The sequence below is a fragment of the Zoogloea ramigera genome (genome assembly GCF_006539865.1).
GTDB classification, from domain to species: Bacteria; Pseudomonadota; Gammaproteobacteria; order Burkholderiales; family Rhodocyclaceae; genus Zoogloea; species Zoogloea ramigera.
The window spans coordinates 57,884-74,612 of record NZ_BJNV01000010.1 but is presented as its reverse complement, the minus strand read 5'-3'; the positions used below and the strand labels follow the sequence as shown (position 1 = coordinate 74,612).

Below are 16,729 nucleotides of genomic sequence, written 5' to 3'. Positions count from 1 at the left end.
GCTAGCAGCAAAGCGGAAGATAATGGATTTCTCCTAGGAATTTCGGCGGAAATTTCTTAGAGGCCAGCCCTCTTCGAGAGCGACTAGTCTTCCCCCCCCCTCGCCCCCGCACAGCACCGCTCTGTCAGCAAACGTCGAGTGTCTACCTAAAGATCAGTCGTACCTGAATCGAGGGCCACGTCAGCCCTCCCCCGAGCGCCCGACCGGTCCCTCTCCGAACCTCGCCGTTTTGTACTGAAATATAACCGTTGGCCGGTACAAAATCCGGTACAGCCAAACCGTACCGACAAACACGGTATTGACGGCGGTACATCGTACCGACACAATGCACCCCGTTTTAAATACAAGACGGGAGCCGCACGCCATGCCCACCTTCGCCTACCTACGGGTCTCGACGACCGAGCAGACCACGGAGCAGCAGCTTCGTGAAATCACCAACGCCGGCCATGTCATCGAGCCGGACCGGGTCTATGTGGAGCACGGCGTCTCGGGTAAAGTGCCGGCCCTTGAGCGCCCCCAGTTTGCGCACCTTCGGAGCCGCCTGACCGCTGGCGATACGCTGGTCGTCGCCAAGCTCGACCGGCTGGGCCGGAACGTGCTGGACGTGATCGCCACAGTGGAAGACCTCGCCAAAGCCGGTATCACCCTCGAAGTGCTGGGGCTGGGCAAGCTCGACGGCTCGGCTCAGTCGCAGCTCACCTTGAACATGCTCGCGGCCATCAGCCAGTTCGAGCGGCAAATCATTTCGGAGCGGACGAAGGCCAAGCTCGCCCAGAAGAAGGCCGAGGGCTTCAAGCTGGGACGGCCGCCGAAGACAGCCCCCGACGTGCGGGCCAAGGCTGCCGACCTGTTCAGCCAGGGCATGAGCTGGCGGAAGGTCGCGGCGGAGCTGGGCATTGCGCTATCGACCCTCCAGCGGCTCATGAAGGCGCCGCAAACCTGACCGCCCACAGCTCGCCGAGCCAACAGCCGCGAGCACCGTCACTACTTCAATTCTTTTCCGTGCCTGTCCGTGCCAGGGGACGGGTACGAATTTCCCCGCGAAGGAGCCCATGAGCAGACCCTGTAGCGTTTCCCAGTGCCCCGAGACGGCAGCCGGCTTCGGCGCCCTCTGCAATCGACACAAGGCCATCCGGCGCCGTCACGGCCATCCCGAGCAGACCGGTGTCACCGTTCAAGAACTCGCGCCCTACCGCCAGAGGGTCAGACTGCGGATGGAGAAGAACCAAGGCAATCAGGCCTGGAGCATCCTTGCCCAGCGCTGGGGCGTGGTCATCGACGCGGCCAAGGCCCAGGAGGCGGAGGCCCTGCGAGGCCGCGCCTTCATGTCCCATGAGCGGGAAGCCGGCCAGGAACTCGTGAAGCTGGCCCGCGAGGTGCCCGTGGAGACGCTGACGGAGACCGTCCTCGCCCTGTTCCTCATGCAGGAAGAGCAGCCCAGGCGCTTCAAGTCCGATGCCGCCTTCGATGCCCAGCTAGCGAGACGCGCACGGGCCTTGACCGACACCAACGCGGGCACCTACTGGGACGACAAGGCAAAGCGGACGAAGCGCGTCTATCGCGATGTGGCGCCCCGGACGCTGGCGGTCATCGCAGAACACATCAAGGCCGCCTTCGGCGTGGCGGGGCTTTATGTGGCCCGCCTGGAGCAGCGAGAGAACGAGTAGACCAAGAACCAACAAGCGGCCCTTGTCGAGGCCCTGGAGAACTTGCAGTGAGAGTAAAAGAAGAGCCGAGCTTTCTGGCCGCATTGAACGCACTGGCGGCACAGGTCATGCAGGGCCACCCGGCCCCGGAGACGCCACCGCAATACCTCAGCCCCGAGGAAATCCGCCTCCACATTCCGGTGTTCCAACATCGGCAGCCCCTGAAGCACGTCAGCGAGGCGCATATCAAGGAATTGGCGAAGGCGCCCCAGCATGGCAAGGACTTGGCCCCCATCACCGTCTGGTGGGACGGTAAGTGGTGGGCCTGTATTGACGGACATCATCGGATTGCAGCCTACCGTAGCGCCGGCAAGGGCCATCATGCCGTTCCGGTCGAGGTCTTCAGCGGCCCCCTTGAAGCGGCCGCTGCCCGAGCGGCCGAAGGGAACACCCGCGACAAGCTCACCATGAGCAGTCGTGAGAAGACCGAGACCGCATGGCGGCTTACCCTCGCGGAGACCTCGTTCTCCAAGGCCAAGGTGGCAGAGCTATCCGGCGCCAGCGTCCGCACGGTCGCCACAATGCGCGAGGTCCGGGCAAAGCTCGCCCAGTTGCACCCCGACCGCGACCCGAGCGAACTCAACTGGCACCAAGCACGGATGCTTGCCCAAGGCCAGGAGGTCGAGGAAATCGACTGGGACGACCGAATCGAGAAAGAGGCGCAGCAGTTCGCCAACATCCTCGCCAAGCACTTGGGGAAGCGCGGCCACCAGCGCCGCGAGGCCTTCGCCAGAGCCCTGGAAATCTACGATGCAGGCCTGCCGGACTTCCTTCGAGAGCACTGGACACTGAACGAAGAAGACGACGATATCGGCATCGACGACTGACCGGGCCGCGGTGTGTGCATCCTTACCTGTGTGCAATTGCACAGCGGAGGCCACGGAGTGCTCAAGGGCCCGGCCGGGGCGGCGCCACATCGAACGTGATCCGTTCCAGAATCTCGACCTTGACCCGCAGCGGCGTCTCACCTCGATAACCGCGCTTCACGGCGCTTTCGCCCTCCCGGGAGTGCCCCGAGATTGCATCGGCGCGGGGCTCATTGAGTTCCTCCGCACGGGCCATGAAGGTCGAGCGGAATGCGTGAAAGCCGACCAGACGGGCGCCCCGGGTCTCGTCACGCAGCCCCAGAGTCTGCAAGTGGAGCCGGAACCACCGCTCAGCGCCGCCCGCCGCCCTGCCCTTCACGGGGGCCCACATCGGGAACAGCAAAGCCTCGCCCGCATCCTTGAGCCGCTTCACGTAATCCACGAAGCCCAGGCCGACGAGAACGGAATGAACGGGAACACGGCGCTTCGAGGTCTTGTTCTTGACTGATTTATCCACGCCTTCGGCAGCCTCGCCCTCCTCCGTGATGTCGAGGAACCAGACCCCCGACGCCTGCGGGTCATCGTCCCGGATGTCGCACTGCGGGTTCAACTGGCACAGCTCATTGATCCGGGCGCCCGTGTAGAGGCCCAGGAGCGGCAGCCAGTAAGCCGAAGCCTGCGACGGGTCCGCAGCAAAGGCCACGGCCTCGGGGCCCTCGAATAGCCGCCGAAGCTCCTCGGGACGCATGGGACGCTGACGGTTCTTGCCCTCCTCCTCGGTTCCCCGGTATTTGATGCCCTCGGTCGTCAAGTGAATCGGCCAGCCGTCATCCCCGAAGGTCACGCGGGCATACTTGAAGAACGACCGCAGCGCCATCTTGTACGTGTCGTCGAAGGTCTTTTCGGCCATGCGCTCCGGCCAGTCCATCGCGGCAAGCTCCTGGACGGTCTTGCCGGTCTGGCGGCGCTTGTCCAGCCAACGCGGCGGGAGGCGCTGAATCATGTCGAAGAACTCTGTGACGGGCTTCTGGCGAAGCTGGGAAACCGGCACGTCGCCCATGAACTCGATGAACAGCGGCAGCACCGCCTCATACTTCTTCGTCACGGGAGCCTTGGGGTCGTGTTGCTGGACGAAGGCAGCCTTGACGACAGAGAGCAGCGGAGCGGCGTCAGTCGCCACGGGCTCGGGCGCAGCGAGGGCGGGACGTGGTTGAGGATTGGGCGTGGAATCAAAGCCACCGGCTGCGCGTTGCTTCACGACCTCCGCAACCTCAAGGCACGCTTCGGCGAACGCCAGCGCCGCGTCAGTTGCCTCCGACGATGACTTCTCAAGCGGGACGCCTACGCCGGCCATGCGACGGAGCGCCAACGCCTCGAACTCGTCCAACACACCGGGAAACGCGCCCTGGACAGCCAGCCGAGCGGAATCACGGTCAATGCCGATGACGGACAGGCGATATTCAGCCGAGAGTGCTCCGCCTTCAGCCAGGAGCCGGCGCCCTGCCGCCGAAGCATCGGCCGCCAGTTTCTCTGCCTTGAAGCGGGCAACCTCCTCGGCCAGCACCTCACCGAGTTCCTGCGGGGTGAGACCCGGGCGAACGGGAACGGCGGTTCCCCCCTCGGCCACCCGACGAAGCCCCTGGAATTGGGCCGAAAGGTCGGCCAGCCAGCGAAGGCACTCCGCCCGCGCCTCTCGTGCGTCAGGGGTCTTCGTGGAAAACGTGAGGGTCTTGACCCCGCCGAAGTGCGGGAGAACGTCTGCGGGAATCCGCTTCTTGTGGCGCCATTGCTCGCCGTGACGTTCAAGCGTGGGGTGAGTCATCTTGTCGGCTTTCATCCTTGGATTTTAGCTGGATGTTCCCAGCGAAGTTCCCAAGAAAGCCTTCGGGGGTCGTCTGCAACCCCTTGAATTACAAGAAACCCGAGAAAAAACAAAGGCCCCTTTCGGGGCCCATGTCGTTCTTGGCGGAGAGTGAGGGATTCGAACCCTCGATGCAGGTTTGTGCCCGCATGCTCCCTTAGCAGGGGAGTGCCTTCGACCTCTCGGCCAACTCTCCGCAAGAGCTGCGCATTATAGACAACGCACAGCCGCTACGCAAGAACTATTTGGATCAGGCTGCTGCCTGGTCCAGACCGAAGGCGCGGTGCAGCACGCGGACGGCCAGTTCGAGGTACTTTTCGTCGATGGCGACGGAGATCTTGATCTCGGAGGTGGAGATCATCTGGATGTTGATACCCTCTTCCGCCAGGGTACGGAACATGCGCGAGGCGACGCCCGGGTGGGAGCGCATGCCGACGCCGACGATGGACACCTTGGCCATCGTGCGGTCACCGCGGACTTCGCGGGCGCCGGTGTGGGTCTTGACGCTCTCGAGGATGCCCAGCGTCTTGTCGTAGTCGGGGCGGTTCACCGTGAACGAGAAGTCGGTGGTGCCGTCGTGGCCGACGTTCTGGATGATCATGTCGACATCCACGTTGGCTTCGGCCACCGGGCCGAGGATCTGGTAGGCGATGCCCGGCTTGTCGGGAACGCCCAGCACGGTGATCTTGGCTTCGTCGCGATTGAAAGCAATGCCGGAGATGATCGGCTGTTCCATGTTCTTGTCTTCCTCAACGGTAATCAGGGTGCCCTCGCCTTCCTCCTGGAAGCTGGAGAGGACCCGAAGCTTGACTTTGTACTTGCCGGCGAACTCCACCGAGCGGATCTGCAGCACCTTGGAGCCGAGGCTGGCCATCTCGAGCATCTCTTCGAAGGTGATGGTGTCCAGCTTGCGGGCTTCCGGCACGACGCGCGGGTCGGTGGTATAAACACCGTCCACGTCGGTATAGATCTGGCATTCGTCGGCCTTGATCGCCGCCGCCAGCGCAACGCCGGTGGTGTCGGAGCCGCCGCGGCCGAGGGTGGTGATGTTGCCGGCTTCATCGACGCCCTGGAAGCCCGCGACAACGACCACCGAGCCGGCGTCGAGATCGCGGCGGATGTTGTCGCCGTCGATGTCGAGGATGCGGGCCTTGGTGAAGGCGTCGTCGGTGAGGATGCGCACCTGGCCGCCGGTGTAGCTGCGGGCGTTGATGCCGAGCTCCTGGAGGGCCATGCAGAGCAGACCGATGGTGACCTGTTCGCCGGTGGAAATCACAACGTCGAGCTCGCGGGGGCTGGGGGCCGAGCTGACTTCCTTGGCCAGCGCGATCAGGCGGTTGGTCTCGCCGCTCATCGCGGACAGGACGATCACCATCTTGTGCCCCTGGGCGTGAAACTTCGCGACCCGCTTGGCTACGTTCTTGATCCGTTCGGGGTTGCCGACGGAAGTGCCGCCATATTTCTGAACTATGAGCGCCATCTTGACTTCTAAAGACGTGGATGTGGAAAGCGCATGATCTTAGCGGATAACTCGAAATCTTGCAGCTTCCCGTGCTGAGGGGGTGTTTTCCCGAGATTGCGTGTATCACGTCACAAGAAATCTGTGTGGAAAACCCTAATCATTGCAAGTAGGGCATTGTATGTCTCACGAGTAGTGATCTATACTTTTCGACATATAACGAAAGTTATAGACATAGACGACTAGACCGTTGTTATGGCTACCAGACTAAAAACCCCTTGAGGACTGCAAAAATGAAGACCACCGAAAAAGTTGATGTGCGTGAAATCCGTCGTAAGCTGGGCATGAACCAATCCCAGTTCTGGTCCAAGATCGGCGTGACCCAAAGTGGCGGTTCCCGCTACGAAAGCGGCCGCAACATTCCCCGCCCCGTGCAGGCCCTGCTGCGCCTGGTGCACATCGAGCAGGTCGATATCAGCAAGATCAAGAAGGACGACGTTGAAGTGGTCGAGTACCTGAAGGCCACCAACCCCGAACTCTTCAAGACCCTGAAGAAGGAAGCCCGCGCGAAGCGCAAGGAGCGCGTCGCCCACTAAGCTGCGCGTGGCGTCGTTCCCTCAAGGGCTGACCACCACGGTCAGCCCTTTTTCTTTGATGCGCAGGGCGATCTGCTCGAGCTCGTCGAGCGCCAAGCGCTGCAAGTGCCCGGCCTCGGGCTGCAGCGAGGGCCTGGCCAGGCCATATAGATGCACGCCACGCAAGGCGCCCGGCCCGGCCAGATCGAGGGCTGCCAAGTAGGCATCGATCATCGCCTGCGACGGCGCCTCGTCGTCCCGGCGGACCATGCACGTCTGCACCCAGGTCGGGCACAGCGATGCGCACAGCGCCAGTCGGCGGGCGTGGGCCTCGGGCGCCAGGTCGACGCCGTTGATGCGCATGAACTCCTCCGCCCTGCCCCCATCCAGCTTGAACCACACCTCGCCGCCGGCCGCCGCCAGGCTCTGCAGGGCTTTCTGCACGTAGGGCCGATCCACCAGGCTGCCGTTGGTGATCAGGCGGATCGGGACGGCAGCCAGCCCCGCCACGTCGCGGATCGCCACGACCCGCTCGACGATCTCGGCAAAGGCCTTGCTGCTGGTGGGTTCGCCGTTGCCCGAAAAGGCGATGTCGCGGATCACCTGCGCCTCGGGCGGCACGTGGTCGGCCATGAAGCTGCCGTGGAGCAGCTCGTCGAGAAAGCTCCGGAGCTCGCCCTCAAGTTGCGCCAGATCGATCTCCGGCGCTGCGCCGCGGACGAGGCCCGGCACCTGGCAGTAGGCGCAGTGCCAGTTGCAGGCGTTGTTGGGGTTGAGGTTGATTCCCACCGAGACGCCGCCGGCACGCCGCGACACCACGGGGTAAACGTAGGTCATGTGGATGAAGCTGCGGTTGTGGTCGCTCACCGTGAGCATCTGCTGACTGGAGTTCATGCCGCGGGTCCGGGCGTTGAAACGAGGCTGCGTATAATAGCTGCTCTATTTTCCATTTTCCGGTGTTCCCATGCGCATCACTCGCCGCCTGGAATTCGACGCGGGCCACCGCATTCCCGACCACGCCAGCCAGTGCCGCCACCTCCACGGCCACCGCTACGCGCTGGAGATCACGCTGTCCGGTGACACCATCAAGCGCGACGGTTCGCCAGTGAACGGCATGGTGATGGACTTCGGCGACGTCAAGGCGATCGCCAAGCAGCAGGTCGTTGATGTCTGGGATCACGCCTTCCTCGCCTATCGGGGCGACACGGCGGTGGTCGCCTTCCTGCAGAGCATGCCTGGCCACAAGACGGTGATCCTCGACGTGGTGCCCACGGCCGAGAACCTCGCCGCCGAGGCCTTCCGCATCCTCGACCCGGCCTATCGCGACATCTACGGCAACCACCTGCGCCTCGAGCGGGTGCGCCTGTTCGAGACGCCCAACTGCTGGGCCGACGCCGTGCGCGCCGAGCAGGCCTGAACTCCGCCGGGCGCCGCCCTTCCGCCTGAAGACAACGGGACAACCATGATCGACCTCTACTACTGGACCACCCCCAACGGCCACAAGATCACTCTTTTTCTCGAAGAGGCCGGCCTGCCCTACCGCATCGTGCCGATCAACATCGGCAAGGGCGAGCAGTTCCAGCCCGACTTCCTGAAGATCGCCCCCAACAACCGCATCCCGGCCATCGTCGACACCGCGCCCACCGGCGGCGGTGAGCCGATTTCGGTTTTTGAATCCGGCGCGATCCTGCTCTACCTGGCAGAAAAGACCGGCCGCTTCCTCTCCGCCGACCCGCGGCAGCGCATCGACACCCTTCAGTGGCTGTTCTGGCAGATGGGCGGGCTCGGGCCGATGGCCGGGCAGAACCACCATTTCACCCAGTACGCTCCCGAGGCCGTGCCCTACGCCATCGAGCGCTACGTCAAGGAAACCGCCCGCCTCTACTCGGTGCTCGACAAGCGCCTCGCCGACCGCCCCTTCATCGCCGGCGACGCCTACTCCATCGCCGACATGGCCTGCTACCCGTGGGTCGTGCCCCACGACAAGCAGCGCCAGAACCTCGATGACTTTCCCCACCTCAAGCGCTGGTTCGAGGCCATCGGCGCCCGGCCGGCCACCGCCCGCGCCTACGCTCTCACGGCGCAGATCAACCCGGCCCCGGTGATGGACGAAGCCGCCCGAAAGGTCCTCTTCGGGCAGGACGCGGCGGTCGTCAAACGCCCGTAAGCCGGCCAGCGGGACGGCGAGGCGCGCTTCCGGTAAAATTAACGATTATTTGAAGCCGCCTCTTTCTCCCGGGCCCAAGACCGCTTCACCCTTCACCCGGCCCGCGTCCCGCACCCATGACTGCAACCATCGAACGCTTCGACCAGCTCGATCTCCAGGCGCCCATTCTGGCCGCCCTCGCCGAGATCGGCTACGAGACCCCGTCGCCCATTCAGGCCGCCTGCATCCCGCATCTGCTCGCCGGCCACGACATCCTGGGCGAGGCCCAGACCGGCACCGGCAAGACCGCTGCCTTTGCCCTGCCCGCCCTCGACCAGGTCGACATCAACCAGCGCAACCCGCAGGTGCTCGTCCTCACCCCCACCCGCGAGCTCGCCATCCAGGTGGCCGAGGCCTTCCAGCGCTACGCCAGCAAGATGCCCGGCTTCCATGTGCTGCCCATCTACGGTGGCCAGAGCATGGTCGTGCAGCTGCGCCAGCTTCAGCGCGGCGCCCATGTGGTGGTCGGCACGCCCGGCCGCGTCATGGACCACCTCGAGCGCAAGAGCCTCAACCTCGAAGGCCTCACCACGCTGATCCTCGACGAAGCCGACGAAATGCTGCGCATGGGCTTCATCGACGACGTCGAATGGATCCTCGAGCACACGCCCACGGCCCGCCAGACCGCGCTGTTCTCGGCCACCATGCCCGACGCCATCCGGCGTGTCGCCCACCGTTACCTGCGCGACCCGAAGGAGATCAAGATCAAGGCCGCCACGGCCACCGTGTCGACCATCAAGCAGCGCTTCCTGCAGATCGCCGGCCCGCACAAGCTCGACGCCCTCACCCGCATCCTTGAGGTCGAGGACGACTTCGATGCCGCCATCGTCTTCGTGCGCACCAAGACCGCCACCGTCGAGCTCGCCGAGAAGCTCGAGGCCCGCGGCTACGCCGCCGCCTGCCTCAATGGCGACATGACCCAGCAGCTGCGCGAGCGGGTCATCGAGCAGCTCAAGAACGAAACCCTCGACATCGTCGTCGCTACCGACGTGGCCGCCCGCGGCATCGACGTGCCCCGCGTCAGCCACGTCATCAACTACGACATCCCCTACGACACCGAGGCCTACGTGCACCGCATCGGCCGCACCGGCCGGGCCGGCCGCAATGGCAACGCGATCCTCTTCGTCGCGCCCCGTGAGACCCACCTGCTGCGCCAGATCGAGCGCGCCACCAAGCAGCCCATCGAGCCCCTCAAGCTGCCCAGCCGCGAGGCCGTGGCCGACAAGCGGGTGGCAGCCTTCCGCCAGCAGGTGTCCGAAGTCCTGGCCTCGGAAGACCTCGGCTTCTTCCTCGACGTGATCGCCGCCATCGAAGAAAAGCACGACGCCGACGTCCACACGATCGCCGCTGCGCTGGCCTTCCTGGCCCAAAAGGATAGGCCGCTGCAGATGCCCGACACCGGCCGGCCCGACATCGCCCAGCTCGCCGGCGGCGGCAAGCCTGAGCGCCCGACCCGCGAAGCGCGGGACAACCGCAGCGAGATCCTCGAGCGCCGCCGCGACTACGCCGAGGGCCGCCTCGCCCGCTACCGCATCGACGTGGGCCGCGAGCACATGGCCAGCCCCAAGGATATCGTCGGCGCCATCGCCAACGAGGCCGGCATCGAGAGCCGCTTCATCGGTCAGATCAACCTCTTCGAAGACTACAGCACCGTCGAGCTGCCATCCGACCTGCCCAATGATGTCCTCCAGATCCTGCGCCGCGCCCGGGTGCGCCAGCAGCTGCTGAACATCCGCCTCGCCAGCCCCGAAGAGGCCAGCCGCGAGCGCGGCGGCCGTGGTGCGCCGCCCAAGAAGCCTTTCCGCAAGGAAGGCGGCTTCGACAAGCCCGCTTGCGGCTTCAAGGCCCGCAAGCCCAAGCCCTGAGCGGGCTCCGCGCCTGCTTCAGCCCAGGCCCAGGCTATCGACGATCCGCTCCAGCGCAGCCAGGCAGCGGGCGTCGATGGCCTTGTCCACCTCCTCACGCATGATCGCCAGCGTCTTGGCCACCGGCACCGCGCCCCGGTAGGGGCGCTCGGCGGTGATCGCATCGAAGATGTCGGCGGTGGTGATGATCCGCGTCTCGAGGCTGATCTCGGCCGCCTGCAGACCGCGGGGGTAGCCCCGCCCGTCGAGGCGCTCGTGGTGGGCGCCGGCCACCTGGGCCAGCTCGCCGAAGGCGTCGATGCGCGACAGGATCGATTCGGTGTACTGGGCATGGCGCTTCACCGCCGCCCATTCGTCCTCGTCGAGTTTGCCCGGCTTGTCGAGCACCGCGTTGCTGACGCCCAGCTTGCCCATGTCGTGGAGCAGCGCTGCGCGCCTCAGCCAGCGTCGCCGCTGCTCGTCGAGCCCCAGTTCGGCGGCGATCCCTTCGGTGTATAGCGCCACCCGGGCGCTGTGCCCGGCCGTGTAGGGGCTCTTGGCGTCCACCACCTGCCCAAAGGCAATCGCGATCTCGTCGAGGTAATCCTCGTCCAGCGCCACCACGAAGCGCCCCGGCTCCAGGGCGAAGACGGCCGCCTCCAGGCTCGGCGCCGACAATTGTTCCCAGAACGCCGGGTCTGCCGCGCAGCGCCGGAAGGCGGACACCACCGCCGGGTCGAACCAGCTGCCACAGCGGTCTTCCACCTCCCAGCAGGCTGCGTCGGCGCCATCGGACACGTTGAACACATCCACCACCTGGGCCAGCAGGGCGATCCGCGACAGCACCGGGATCGCCTCGCCCTTCAGGCGCTCCGGCCGCCCGCCGCCGTTCCAGTGCTCGTCCAGGCTGTGGATTCCGGCCGCCACGCCATCGCCGAAGCGCAGCTGCCGCGCGATGTCGGCGCCCCGCGTGCAGCGGGTCTGGATCAGCTCCTGGGCGATCTCGTCGCCGTGCTGGACGATATGGGCGATCGCCTTGAAGCGTTCCGTGAGCCCAGCCCCCAGCCCCGTGTGGCCGATCACGAACTTCAGCACCTTGGGCAGGCTGCCATTCACCGTCTTAAAGTCGTGCTTGAACGAGAGGTCGTCGGTGAGGTAGAGCTCGCAGATCCGCGCCGCGTTGCTGCTGCAGCCCAGGTCTTTAAGCAGCAGCGTGTAGTAGAGCTCCCACAGCGTCTCGTCGGGGAGGCCCATCGCACGCCCCACGTGCATGCCTATCCAGCAGCTGCGCACGCAGTGCCCCTCTGCCTGGCCTTCCGTGATGTCGAGGGCATGGCTCAAGGCCCCGATCAGCTCCGACAGTGTCAATCCACCCAGCGGCATGTCGCTCTCCCGGGCAGCCTGTCCTTCTGGCAGGACGCCTTCCAGACTTTGCCCAATTTGGTATTTACGGCACGGGGCGGGATGACTGGACCCCGGAGAAGCCCATGGAGCAAGCCACACGGGAAAGGGGGCTCTGGTAAAATGTCACGTTACATTCATCACCGTGTAACACTCGACGCCATGTTTGGACGCCTGTTGCCCCAAGAGGGCCGTTTCTTCGAACTCTTCAACGACCACGCCGAGCAGATCGTCCTCGGCGCCCACCAGCTGGTTGCCCTGATGGACGACCTCGCCGGGGCCGAGCAGCACATTTCCGCCATCGAGACGATCGAACAGACCGCCGACAAGATCACCCACGAGACCGTCGCCCAGGCCCACAAGAGCTTCATCACCCCCCTCGACCGCGACGAGATCCACAGCCTCATCAACGCCATGGATGACATCCTCGACACCATCCAGGACGTCGCCGAGTGCACCACGCTCTACCACATCCAGCGCATCACCCCCGAAGCCGTCCAGCTCACCAACGTGAGCCTGTCGTGCTGCAACCGGGTCAAGATCGTCGTCGGGCTGCTCTCCAACATGGACAACGCCAGCGCCATCCTGCAAACCTGCCAGGAGATCGACCAGCTCGAGACCGACGCCGACCGCATCATGCGCGGCGCCATGTCCCGGCTGTTCCGCGACGAGCGGGACGCCCTGCAGGTCATGAAGCTCAAGGCCATCTACGAGCAGCTCGAATCCATCACGGACCGCTGCGAGGACGTCGCCAAGATCGTTGAAGGCATCGTGCTGGAAAACGCCTGAGCATCGCCATGGAACACGTACAGATCGGGTTCTGGGTCATCGCCGGGCTGGTCGTCATCGCCCTGCTGTTCGACTTCATGAACGGCTTCCACGATGCCGCCAACGCCATCGCCACCGTCGTCTCCACCGGGGTGCTGAAGCCCCACCAGGCGGTTGCCTGGGCGGCCTTCTTCAACTTCATCGCGCTCTTCATCTTTCAGCTCAAGGTGGCCGGCACCGTCGGCAAGGGCATCATCGATCCCGGGGTGGTTGACCACTACCTCATCTTCGGCGCCCTCCTCGGCGCCATCGCCTGGAACATCGTCACCTGGTACTACGGCATCCCGTCGAGCTCGTCCCACGCGCTTATCGGCGGCATCGTCGGTGCCGCGATCGCCAAGGCCGGCACCGACCCGCTGATCGGTTCCGGCATCATGAAGACGGTGGCCTTCATCGTCATCTCACCGCTGTTCGGCTATGTGCTGGGTTCGCTGATCCTGGTCGCGGTGGCCTGGATATGCCGCAACAAGACCCAGCGCCGTGTCGACAAATGGTTCCGTCGCCTCCAGCTGGTGTCTGCGGCGCTCTACAGCCTGGGGCACGGCGGCAATGACGCGCAAAAAACCGTCGGCATCATCTGGATGTTGCTTATCGCCGCGGGCGTCACCGGCACCAACGACCCCGTGCCCAACTGGGTCGTGGTGCTGTGCTACATGGCCATCGGCCTCGGCACCCTGTTCGGCGGCTGGCGCATCGTCAAGACCATGGGCCAGCGCATCACCAAGCTCAAGCCGGTCGGCGGCTTTTGCGCCGAAACCGGTGGCGCCATTACGCTCTTCCTGGCCACCTCCCTCGGCATTCCCGTGTCCACCACCCACACCATCACCGGCGCCATCGTCGGTGTCGGTTCGGTGCGCCGGACGGCGGCAGTGCGCTGGGGCATCGCCGGCAGCATCGTGTGGGCCTGGGTCCTGACGATCCCGTGCTCGGCCCTGATCGCCGCCGCGGGCTACTGGCTGGGGCGCGTGGTCCTGTAAACTGCAGGCGCTTCCGCCCGCCGGGCGATGTGGGAGAATCGAAGCCGATTCATCCGCGTCGCCCTTTCCACATCTGCAGCCTCAATTCCATTTCCAGATCCAATGGCCAGTCCGACTCCCAAGCAACAAAAGACCTTTGCGCTGATCCGCATCATCGGCGGCTTTGCCGCGGCCCTCGTCCTCGGCTACTCCTTCGTGGTGAACGTCCTCGCGGGCCAGCCCGTCGAGGGCGCGCTGCTGATGACCGGCCTGATGGCCTTCGTCGGTCTTGCCTACGCAGCCTATTACACCCGCACGCTGAGCCGGCTGGCGAAGGCCGAACAGGACGCCGCAAAATCTTGAAGGCTCCACGTACGGCCGGAGCGCTGCGCATTGGCATCGCCGCAGGCCTGGGCGTGCTATTGTCGGCCTGCGCCACCACCGGTCCGGTGGAGTCTCGCCGTTCGCCGAGCCTGCCCGACAGCCCGCCGGTACAAACCCAGCCGCGGCAGCAGCCCTCCGCGCCCGCCCCGGGCCTGCCTCCGCCACTGCCGCCCGCAGTTGTCGCCCCGCCGACGACCCCGGCCAGGCCGGCCCCGCAGCCCGCTTACCCCTCCGAGCGTGAGGGCCGGGCGCGGGTCGCGGGTTTCCTGCCGCCCCAGGTGCGCGACCGGGACGGCTGGGCGGCCGACATCTTCTCGGCTTTCGCCGCGCTCAAGATCCCGCCAACGCCCGACAACATCTGCGCGGCCGTGGCGGTGATCGAGCAGGAATCCACCTTCCAGGCCGACCCGGTGGTGCCCGGCCTGCCCCAGATCGTCTGGAAGGAGATCGACGTCCGCCGCGAGCGCCTGCACCTGCCGCGCCTGCTGGTGGATGCCGCCATGCTCAAGACCTCCCCCGACGGGCGCAGCTACAAGGCGCGCATCGACGCCCTGCGCACCGAGAAGGAGATGAACGCCCTCTTCGAGGACATGATCTCCGAACTCCCCAACGGCAAAGCCCTGCTCGGGGGCTACAACCCGGTGCGCACCGGCGGCCCGATGCAGGTCAGCGTGGCGTTTGCCGAGGAACAGGTGCGCGAAAAGGCTTACCCCTATCCCCGGCGTGGCAGCGTCCGCAACGAAGTCTTCACCCGCCGCGGAGGCCTCTATTTCGGCATCGCGATCCTGCTCGACTACCCCGCGCCCTACAGCCGCCCCCTGTATCGCTTCGCCGACTTCAACGCCGGCCGCTACAGCAGCCGCAACGTGGCCTTCCAGGCCGCCGTGGCGCAGCTCGGCGGGCGCAGCCTGACCCTCGACGGCGACCTGCTGCGCTACCAGGGCGGCCAGCCCTCCGACGAGCCGAGCGCCACCTTCAGCGCCCTCCTCGAGCTCGTCCCCCGGCTCGGCCTCAGCCCGGCCGAGATCAAGCGCGACCTGCGCCTCGAGAAGAGCGCCGCCTTCGCCCAGACCAGCCTCTACAGCCGCGTCTTTGCCGCGGCCGATGCCCGGGCCGGCAGCCGCCAGCCCCGCGAGGCGATGCCCCGGATCGACCTCAAAAGCCCCAAGATCCAGCGCAAGCTCACCACCGCCTGGTTCGCCGAGCGGGTCGACAGCCGCCATCGCACCTGCCTTGGCCGCGATCGCTCGGCGAGCCCGTGACGACGGCGGGTTTCCAGAAGTGCATTCCTTGACCCAGGCCAGACGACGGGGCACGGGGGAGCGATACAATTCAGTACTCACCATGCTGAGAAAGTATGGTTTGATGCTTTTATAAGACAGCCACGAGGGAAAAAAACAGATGACAGTTCACGCCCAGTACGCAGCCAAGCGCGTCACCGCCGCCGAGGCGATCCGTAATGTTCATAACGGCGACACCATCGTCGTGCCGACCGCCGTTGCCGAGCCGCCGGCGCTCCTCAACGCCCTGTCCGAGCACCGTCGCGACTTCCGCGACGTCAAGGTGTCGCAGATCCTGGCCGTGCGCAAGTTCGGCTACCTCGACCCGACCACCGCCGAAAACGTGCGCCACGTGGCCTACTTCTTCAGCGGCGCCACGCGTCCGGGCTTCAAGGAGGGCGTGGGTGACTTCTACCCCAGCTACTTCTCCGAGATGCCGCAGCTCATCGACCGTGGCCTGATGCCCGCCGAGGTGGTGTTCACCCAGGTCTCGCCGATGGACGAGCACGGTTACTTCTCGCTGGGCCTGGCCCCCGACTACACGATGGCCGCCATCCGCAAGGCCCGCGCCGTCGTCGTCGAGGTGAACCCCAACGTGCCGTTCGCCTTCGGCAACTGCCACATCCACATCTCCCAGGTCACCGCGCTGGTCGAGAACGATGAGCCGGTGCTCGAGGTTGGCCTGCCGACCATCGGGCCGGTGCAGGAAGCCATCGGCAAGTACGTGGCCGACATGATCGAAGACGGCTCGACCCTGCAGATCGGCTACGGCGGCATCCCCGACGCCGTGGTGATGCAGCTCACCCACAAGCACGACCTCGGCATCCACACCGAGATGGTGGGCGACGGCATCCTCACGCTCCTCGAGGCCGGCGCCGTCACCAACCGCCGCAAGAACTTCATGCCCGGCAAGATGGTCGCCACCTTCGCCCTCGGCTCCAAGAAGCTCTACAAGTTCCTGCACCGCAACCCGATGGTCGAGATGCACCCGGTCGACTTCACCAACGATCCGTACATCGCTGGCCAGAACGACAACCTGATGTGCATCAACGCCACGCTGGAGATCGACTTCCTGGGCCAGTGCGGTTCAGAGAGCCTCGGCCCGCTGCCCTACTCCGGCACCGGCGGCCAGTCCGACTTCGTGCGTTCGGCCAACCGTTCCAAGGGCGGCAAGGCCTTCATCGTGCTGCCCTCGACGGCCAAGGACAACACGATCTCGCGCATCGTCCCGACCCTCACCCCGGGCACCCACGTATCCACCAGCAAGAACGACATCAACTACGTGGTGACCGAGTACGGTGTGGCCCAGCTGCGCGGCAAGAGCGCCAAGCAGCGCACCCAGGCCCTGATCGGCATCGCCCACCCGGACTTCCGCGGTCAGCTTACCGAAGCCGCCAAGAAGATGAACCTGCTGTAAGCTGCA

At 65.4% G+C, this 16,729-nt stretch carries 16 protein-coding genes and 1 tRNA gene; 12 read left to right on the top strand and 5 right to left on the bottom strand.

What is annotated here, in order from left to right; translation table 11 throughout:
* Nucleotides 1–364 precede the first annotated feature (364 nt).
* The 3 genes from ZRA01_RS04435 to ZRA01_RS04425 all read left to right on the top strand — a co-directional run bounded on the left by ZRA01_RS04435 (nt 365) and on the right by ZRA01_RS04425 (nt 2,533).
* Entirely contained in the window at nt 365–943 is a 579-nt protein-coding gene (locus ZRA01_RS04435; RefSeq protein ID WP_141349689.1) for a recombinase family protein, read from the top strand.
* A 109-nt stretch (nt 944–1,052) separates the two neighbouring features.
* Nucleotides 1,053–1,667, top strand: coding sequence for a hypothetical protein (locus ZRA01_RS04430; RefSeq protein ID WP_141349687.1), 615 nt, complete (start codon nt 1,053–1,055; stop codon nt 1,665–1,667).
* 47 nt (nt 1,668–1,714) lie between these two features.
* Complete coding sequence (locus ZRA01_RS04425; protein WP_141349685.1) at nt 1,715–2,533, top strand: ParB N-terminal domain-containing protein; 819 nt, start codon at nt 1,715–1,717, stop codon at nt 2,531–2,533.
* 61 nt (nt 2,534–2,594) lie between these two features.
* On the opposite strand, the gene ZRA01_RS04420 is transcribed toward ZRA01_RS04425, so the two are convergent.
* The 3 genes from ZRA01_RS04420 to ZRA01_RS04410 form a co-directional block, all read right to left on the bottom strand.
* Nucleotides 2,595–4,349, bottom strand: coding sequence for a site-specific integrase (locus ZRA01_RS04420; RefSeq protein ID WP_141349684.1), 1,755 nt, complete (start codon nt 4,347–4,349; stop codon nt 2,595–2,597).
* A 126-nt stretch (nt 4,350–4,475) separates the two neighbouring features.
* Nucleotides 4,476–4,569: transfer RNA gene (locus tag ZRA01_RS04415), tRNA-Ser, on the bottom strand.
* Between the two features lie 54 nt (nt 4,570–4,623).
* Nucleotides 4,624–5,853, bottom strand: a complete 1,230-nt coding sequence (locus ZRA01_RS04410; RefSeq protein ID WP_141349682.1) for an aspartate kinase — start codon at nt 5,851–5,853, stop codon at nt 4,624–4,626.
* Nucleotides 5,854–6,125: 272 nt separating this feature from the next.
* Between ZRA01_RS04410 and ZRA01_RS04405 the strand changes: the two genes are divergently transcribed.
* Nucleotides 6,126–6,428 (top strand): helix-turn-helix domain-containing protein, encoded by a 303-nt coding sequence (locus tag ZRA01_RS04405; protein ID WP_141349680.1) that lies wholly within the window; start codon nt 6,126–6,128, stop codon nt 6,426–6,428.
* Between the two features lie 21 nt (nt 6,429–6,449).
* On the opposite strand, the gene ZRA01_RS04400 is transcribed toward ZRA01_RS04405, so the two are convergent.
* Nucleotides 6,450–7,301: a radical SAM protein gene (locus ZRA01_RS04400; protein WP_141349678.1), complete on the bottom strand. Its 852-nt coding sequence runs from the start codon at nt 7,299–7,301 to the stop codon at nt 6,450–6,452.
* A gap of 70 nt (nt 7,302–7,371) precedes the next feature.
* Between ZRA01_RS04400 and queD the strand changes: the two genes are divergently transcribed.
* The 3 genes from queD to ZRA01_RS04385 all read left to right on the top strand — a co-directional run bounded on the left by queD (nt 7,372) and on the right by ZRA01_RS04385 (nt 10,478).
* A complete protein-coding gene (gene queD / locus ZRA01_RS04395; protein ID WP_141349676.1) occupies nt 7,372–7,824 on the top strand; it encodes a 6-carboxytetrahydropterin synthase QueD in 453 nt (150 codons plus the stop codon).
* Between the two features lie 45 nt (nt 7,825–7,869).
* Nucleotides 7,870–8,574, top strand: coding sequence for a glutathione binding-like protein (locus tag ZRA01_RS04390; protein WP_141349674.1), 705 nt, complete (start codon nt 7,870–7,872; stop codon nt 8,572–8,574).
* A gap of 116 nt (nt 8,575–8,690) precedes the next feature.
* Nucleotides 8,691–10,478 (top strand): DEAD/DEAH box helicase, encoded by a 1,788-nt coding sequence (locus ZRA01_RS04385; protein WP_141349672.1) that lies wholly within the window; start codon nt 8,691–8,693, stop codon nt 10,476–10,478.
* Nucleotides 10,479–10,496: 18 nt separating this feature from the next.
* Here ZRA01_RS04385 and ZRA01_RS04380 read toward each other — a convergent pair whose 3' ends face one another.
* A complete protein-coding gene (locus tag ZRA01_RS04380) occupies nt 10,497–11,840 on the bottom strand; it encodes an HD-GYP domain-containing protein (RefSeq protein WP_141349670.1) in 1,344 nt (447 codons plus the stop codon).
* Nucleotides 11,841–12,035: 195 nt separating this feature from the next.
* Between ZRA01_RS04380 and ZRA01_RS04375 the strand changes: the two genes are divergently transcribed.
* The 5 genes from ZRA01_RS04375 (at nt 12,036) to ZRA01_RS04355 (ending at nt 16,723) form a co-directional block, all read left to right on the top strand.
* The gene (locus tag ZRA01_RS04375; RefSeq protein ID WP_246093279.1) at nt 12,036–12,647 is read left to right on the top strand and encodes a DUF47 domain-containing protein; all 612 of its coding nucleotides are present in this window, start codon (nt 12,036–12,038) and stop codon (nt 12,645–12,647) included.
* A gap of 8 nt (nt 12,648–12,655) precedes the next feature.
* Nucleotides 12,656–13,663: an inorganic phosphate transporter gene (locus ZRA01_RS04370; RefSeq protein WP_141349666.1), complete on the top strand. Its 1,008-nt coding sequence runs from the start codon at nt 12,656–12,658 to the stop codon at nt 13,661–13,663.
* 102 nt (nt 13,664–13,765) lie between these two features.
* Entirely contained in the window at nt 13,766–14,005 is a 240-nt protein-coding gene (locus ZRA01_RS04365) for a hypothetical protein (RefSeq protein ID WP_141349664.1), read from the top strand.
* A complete protein-coding gene (locus ZRA01_RS04360) occupies nt 14,002–15,288 on the top strand; it encodes a DUF1615 domain-containing protein (protein WP_246093278.1) in 1,287 nt (428 codons plus the stop codon). Before ZRA01_RS04365 ends, ZRA01_RS04360 begins: the two co-directional genes overlap by 4 nt.
* 139 nt (nt 15,289–15,427) lie before the next feature.
* Nucleotides 15,428–16,723, top strand: a complete 1,296-nt coding sequence (locus ZRA01_RS04355; protein WP_141349662.1) for an acetyl-CoA hydrolase/transferase family protein — start codon at nt 15,428–15,430, stop codon at nt 16,721–16,723.
* Nucleotides 16,724–16,729: the final 6 nt, after the last annotated feature.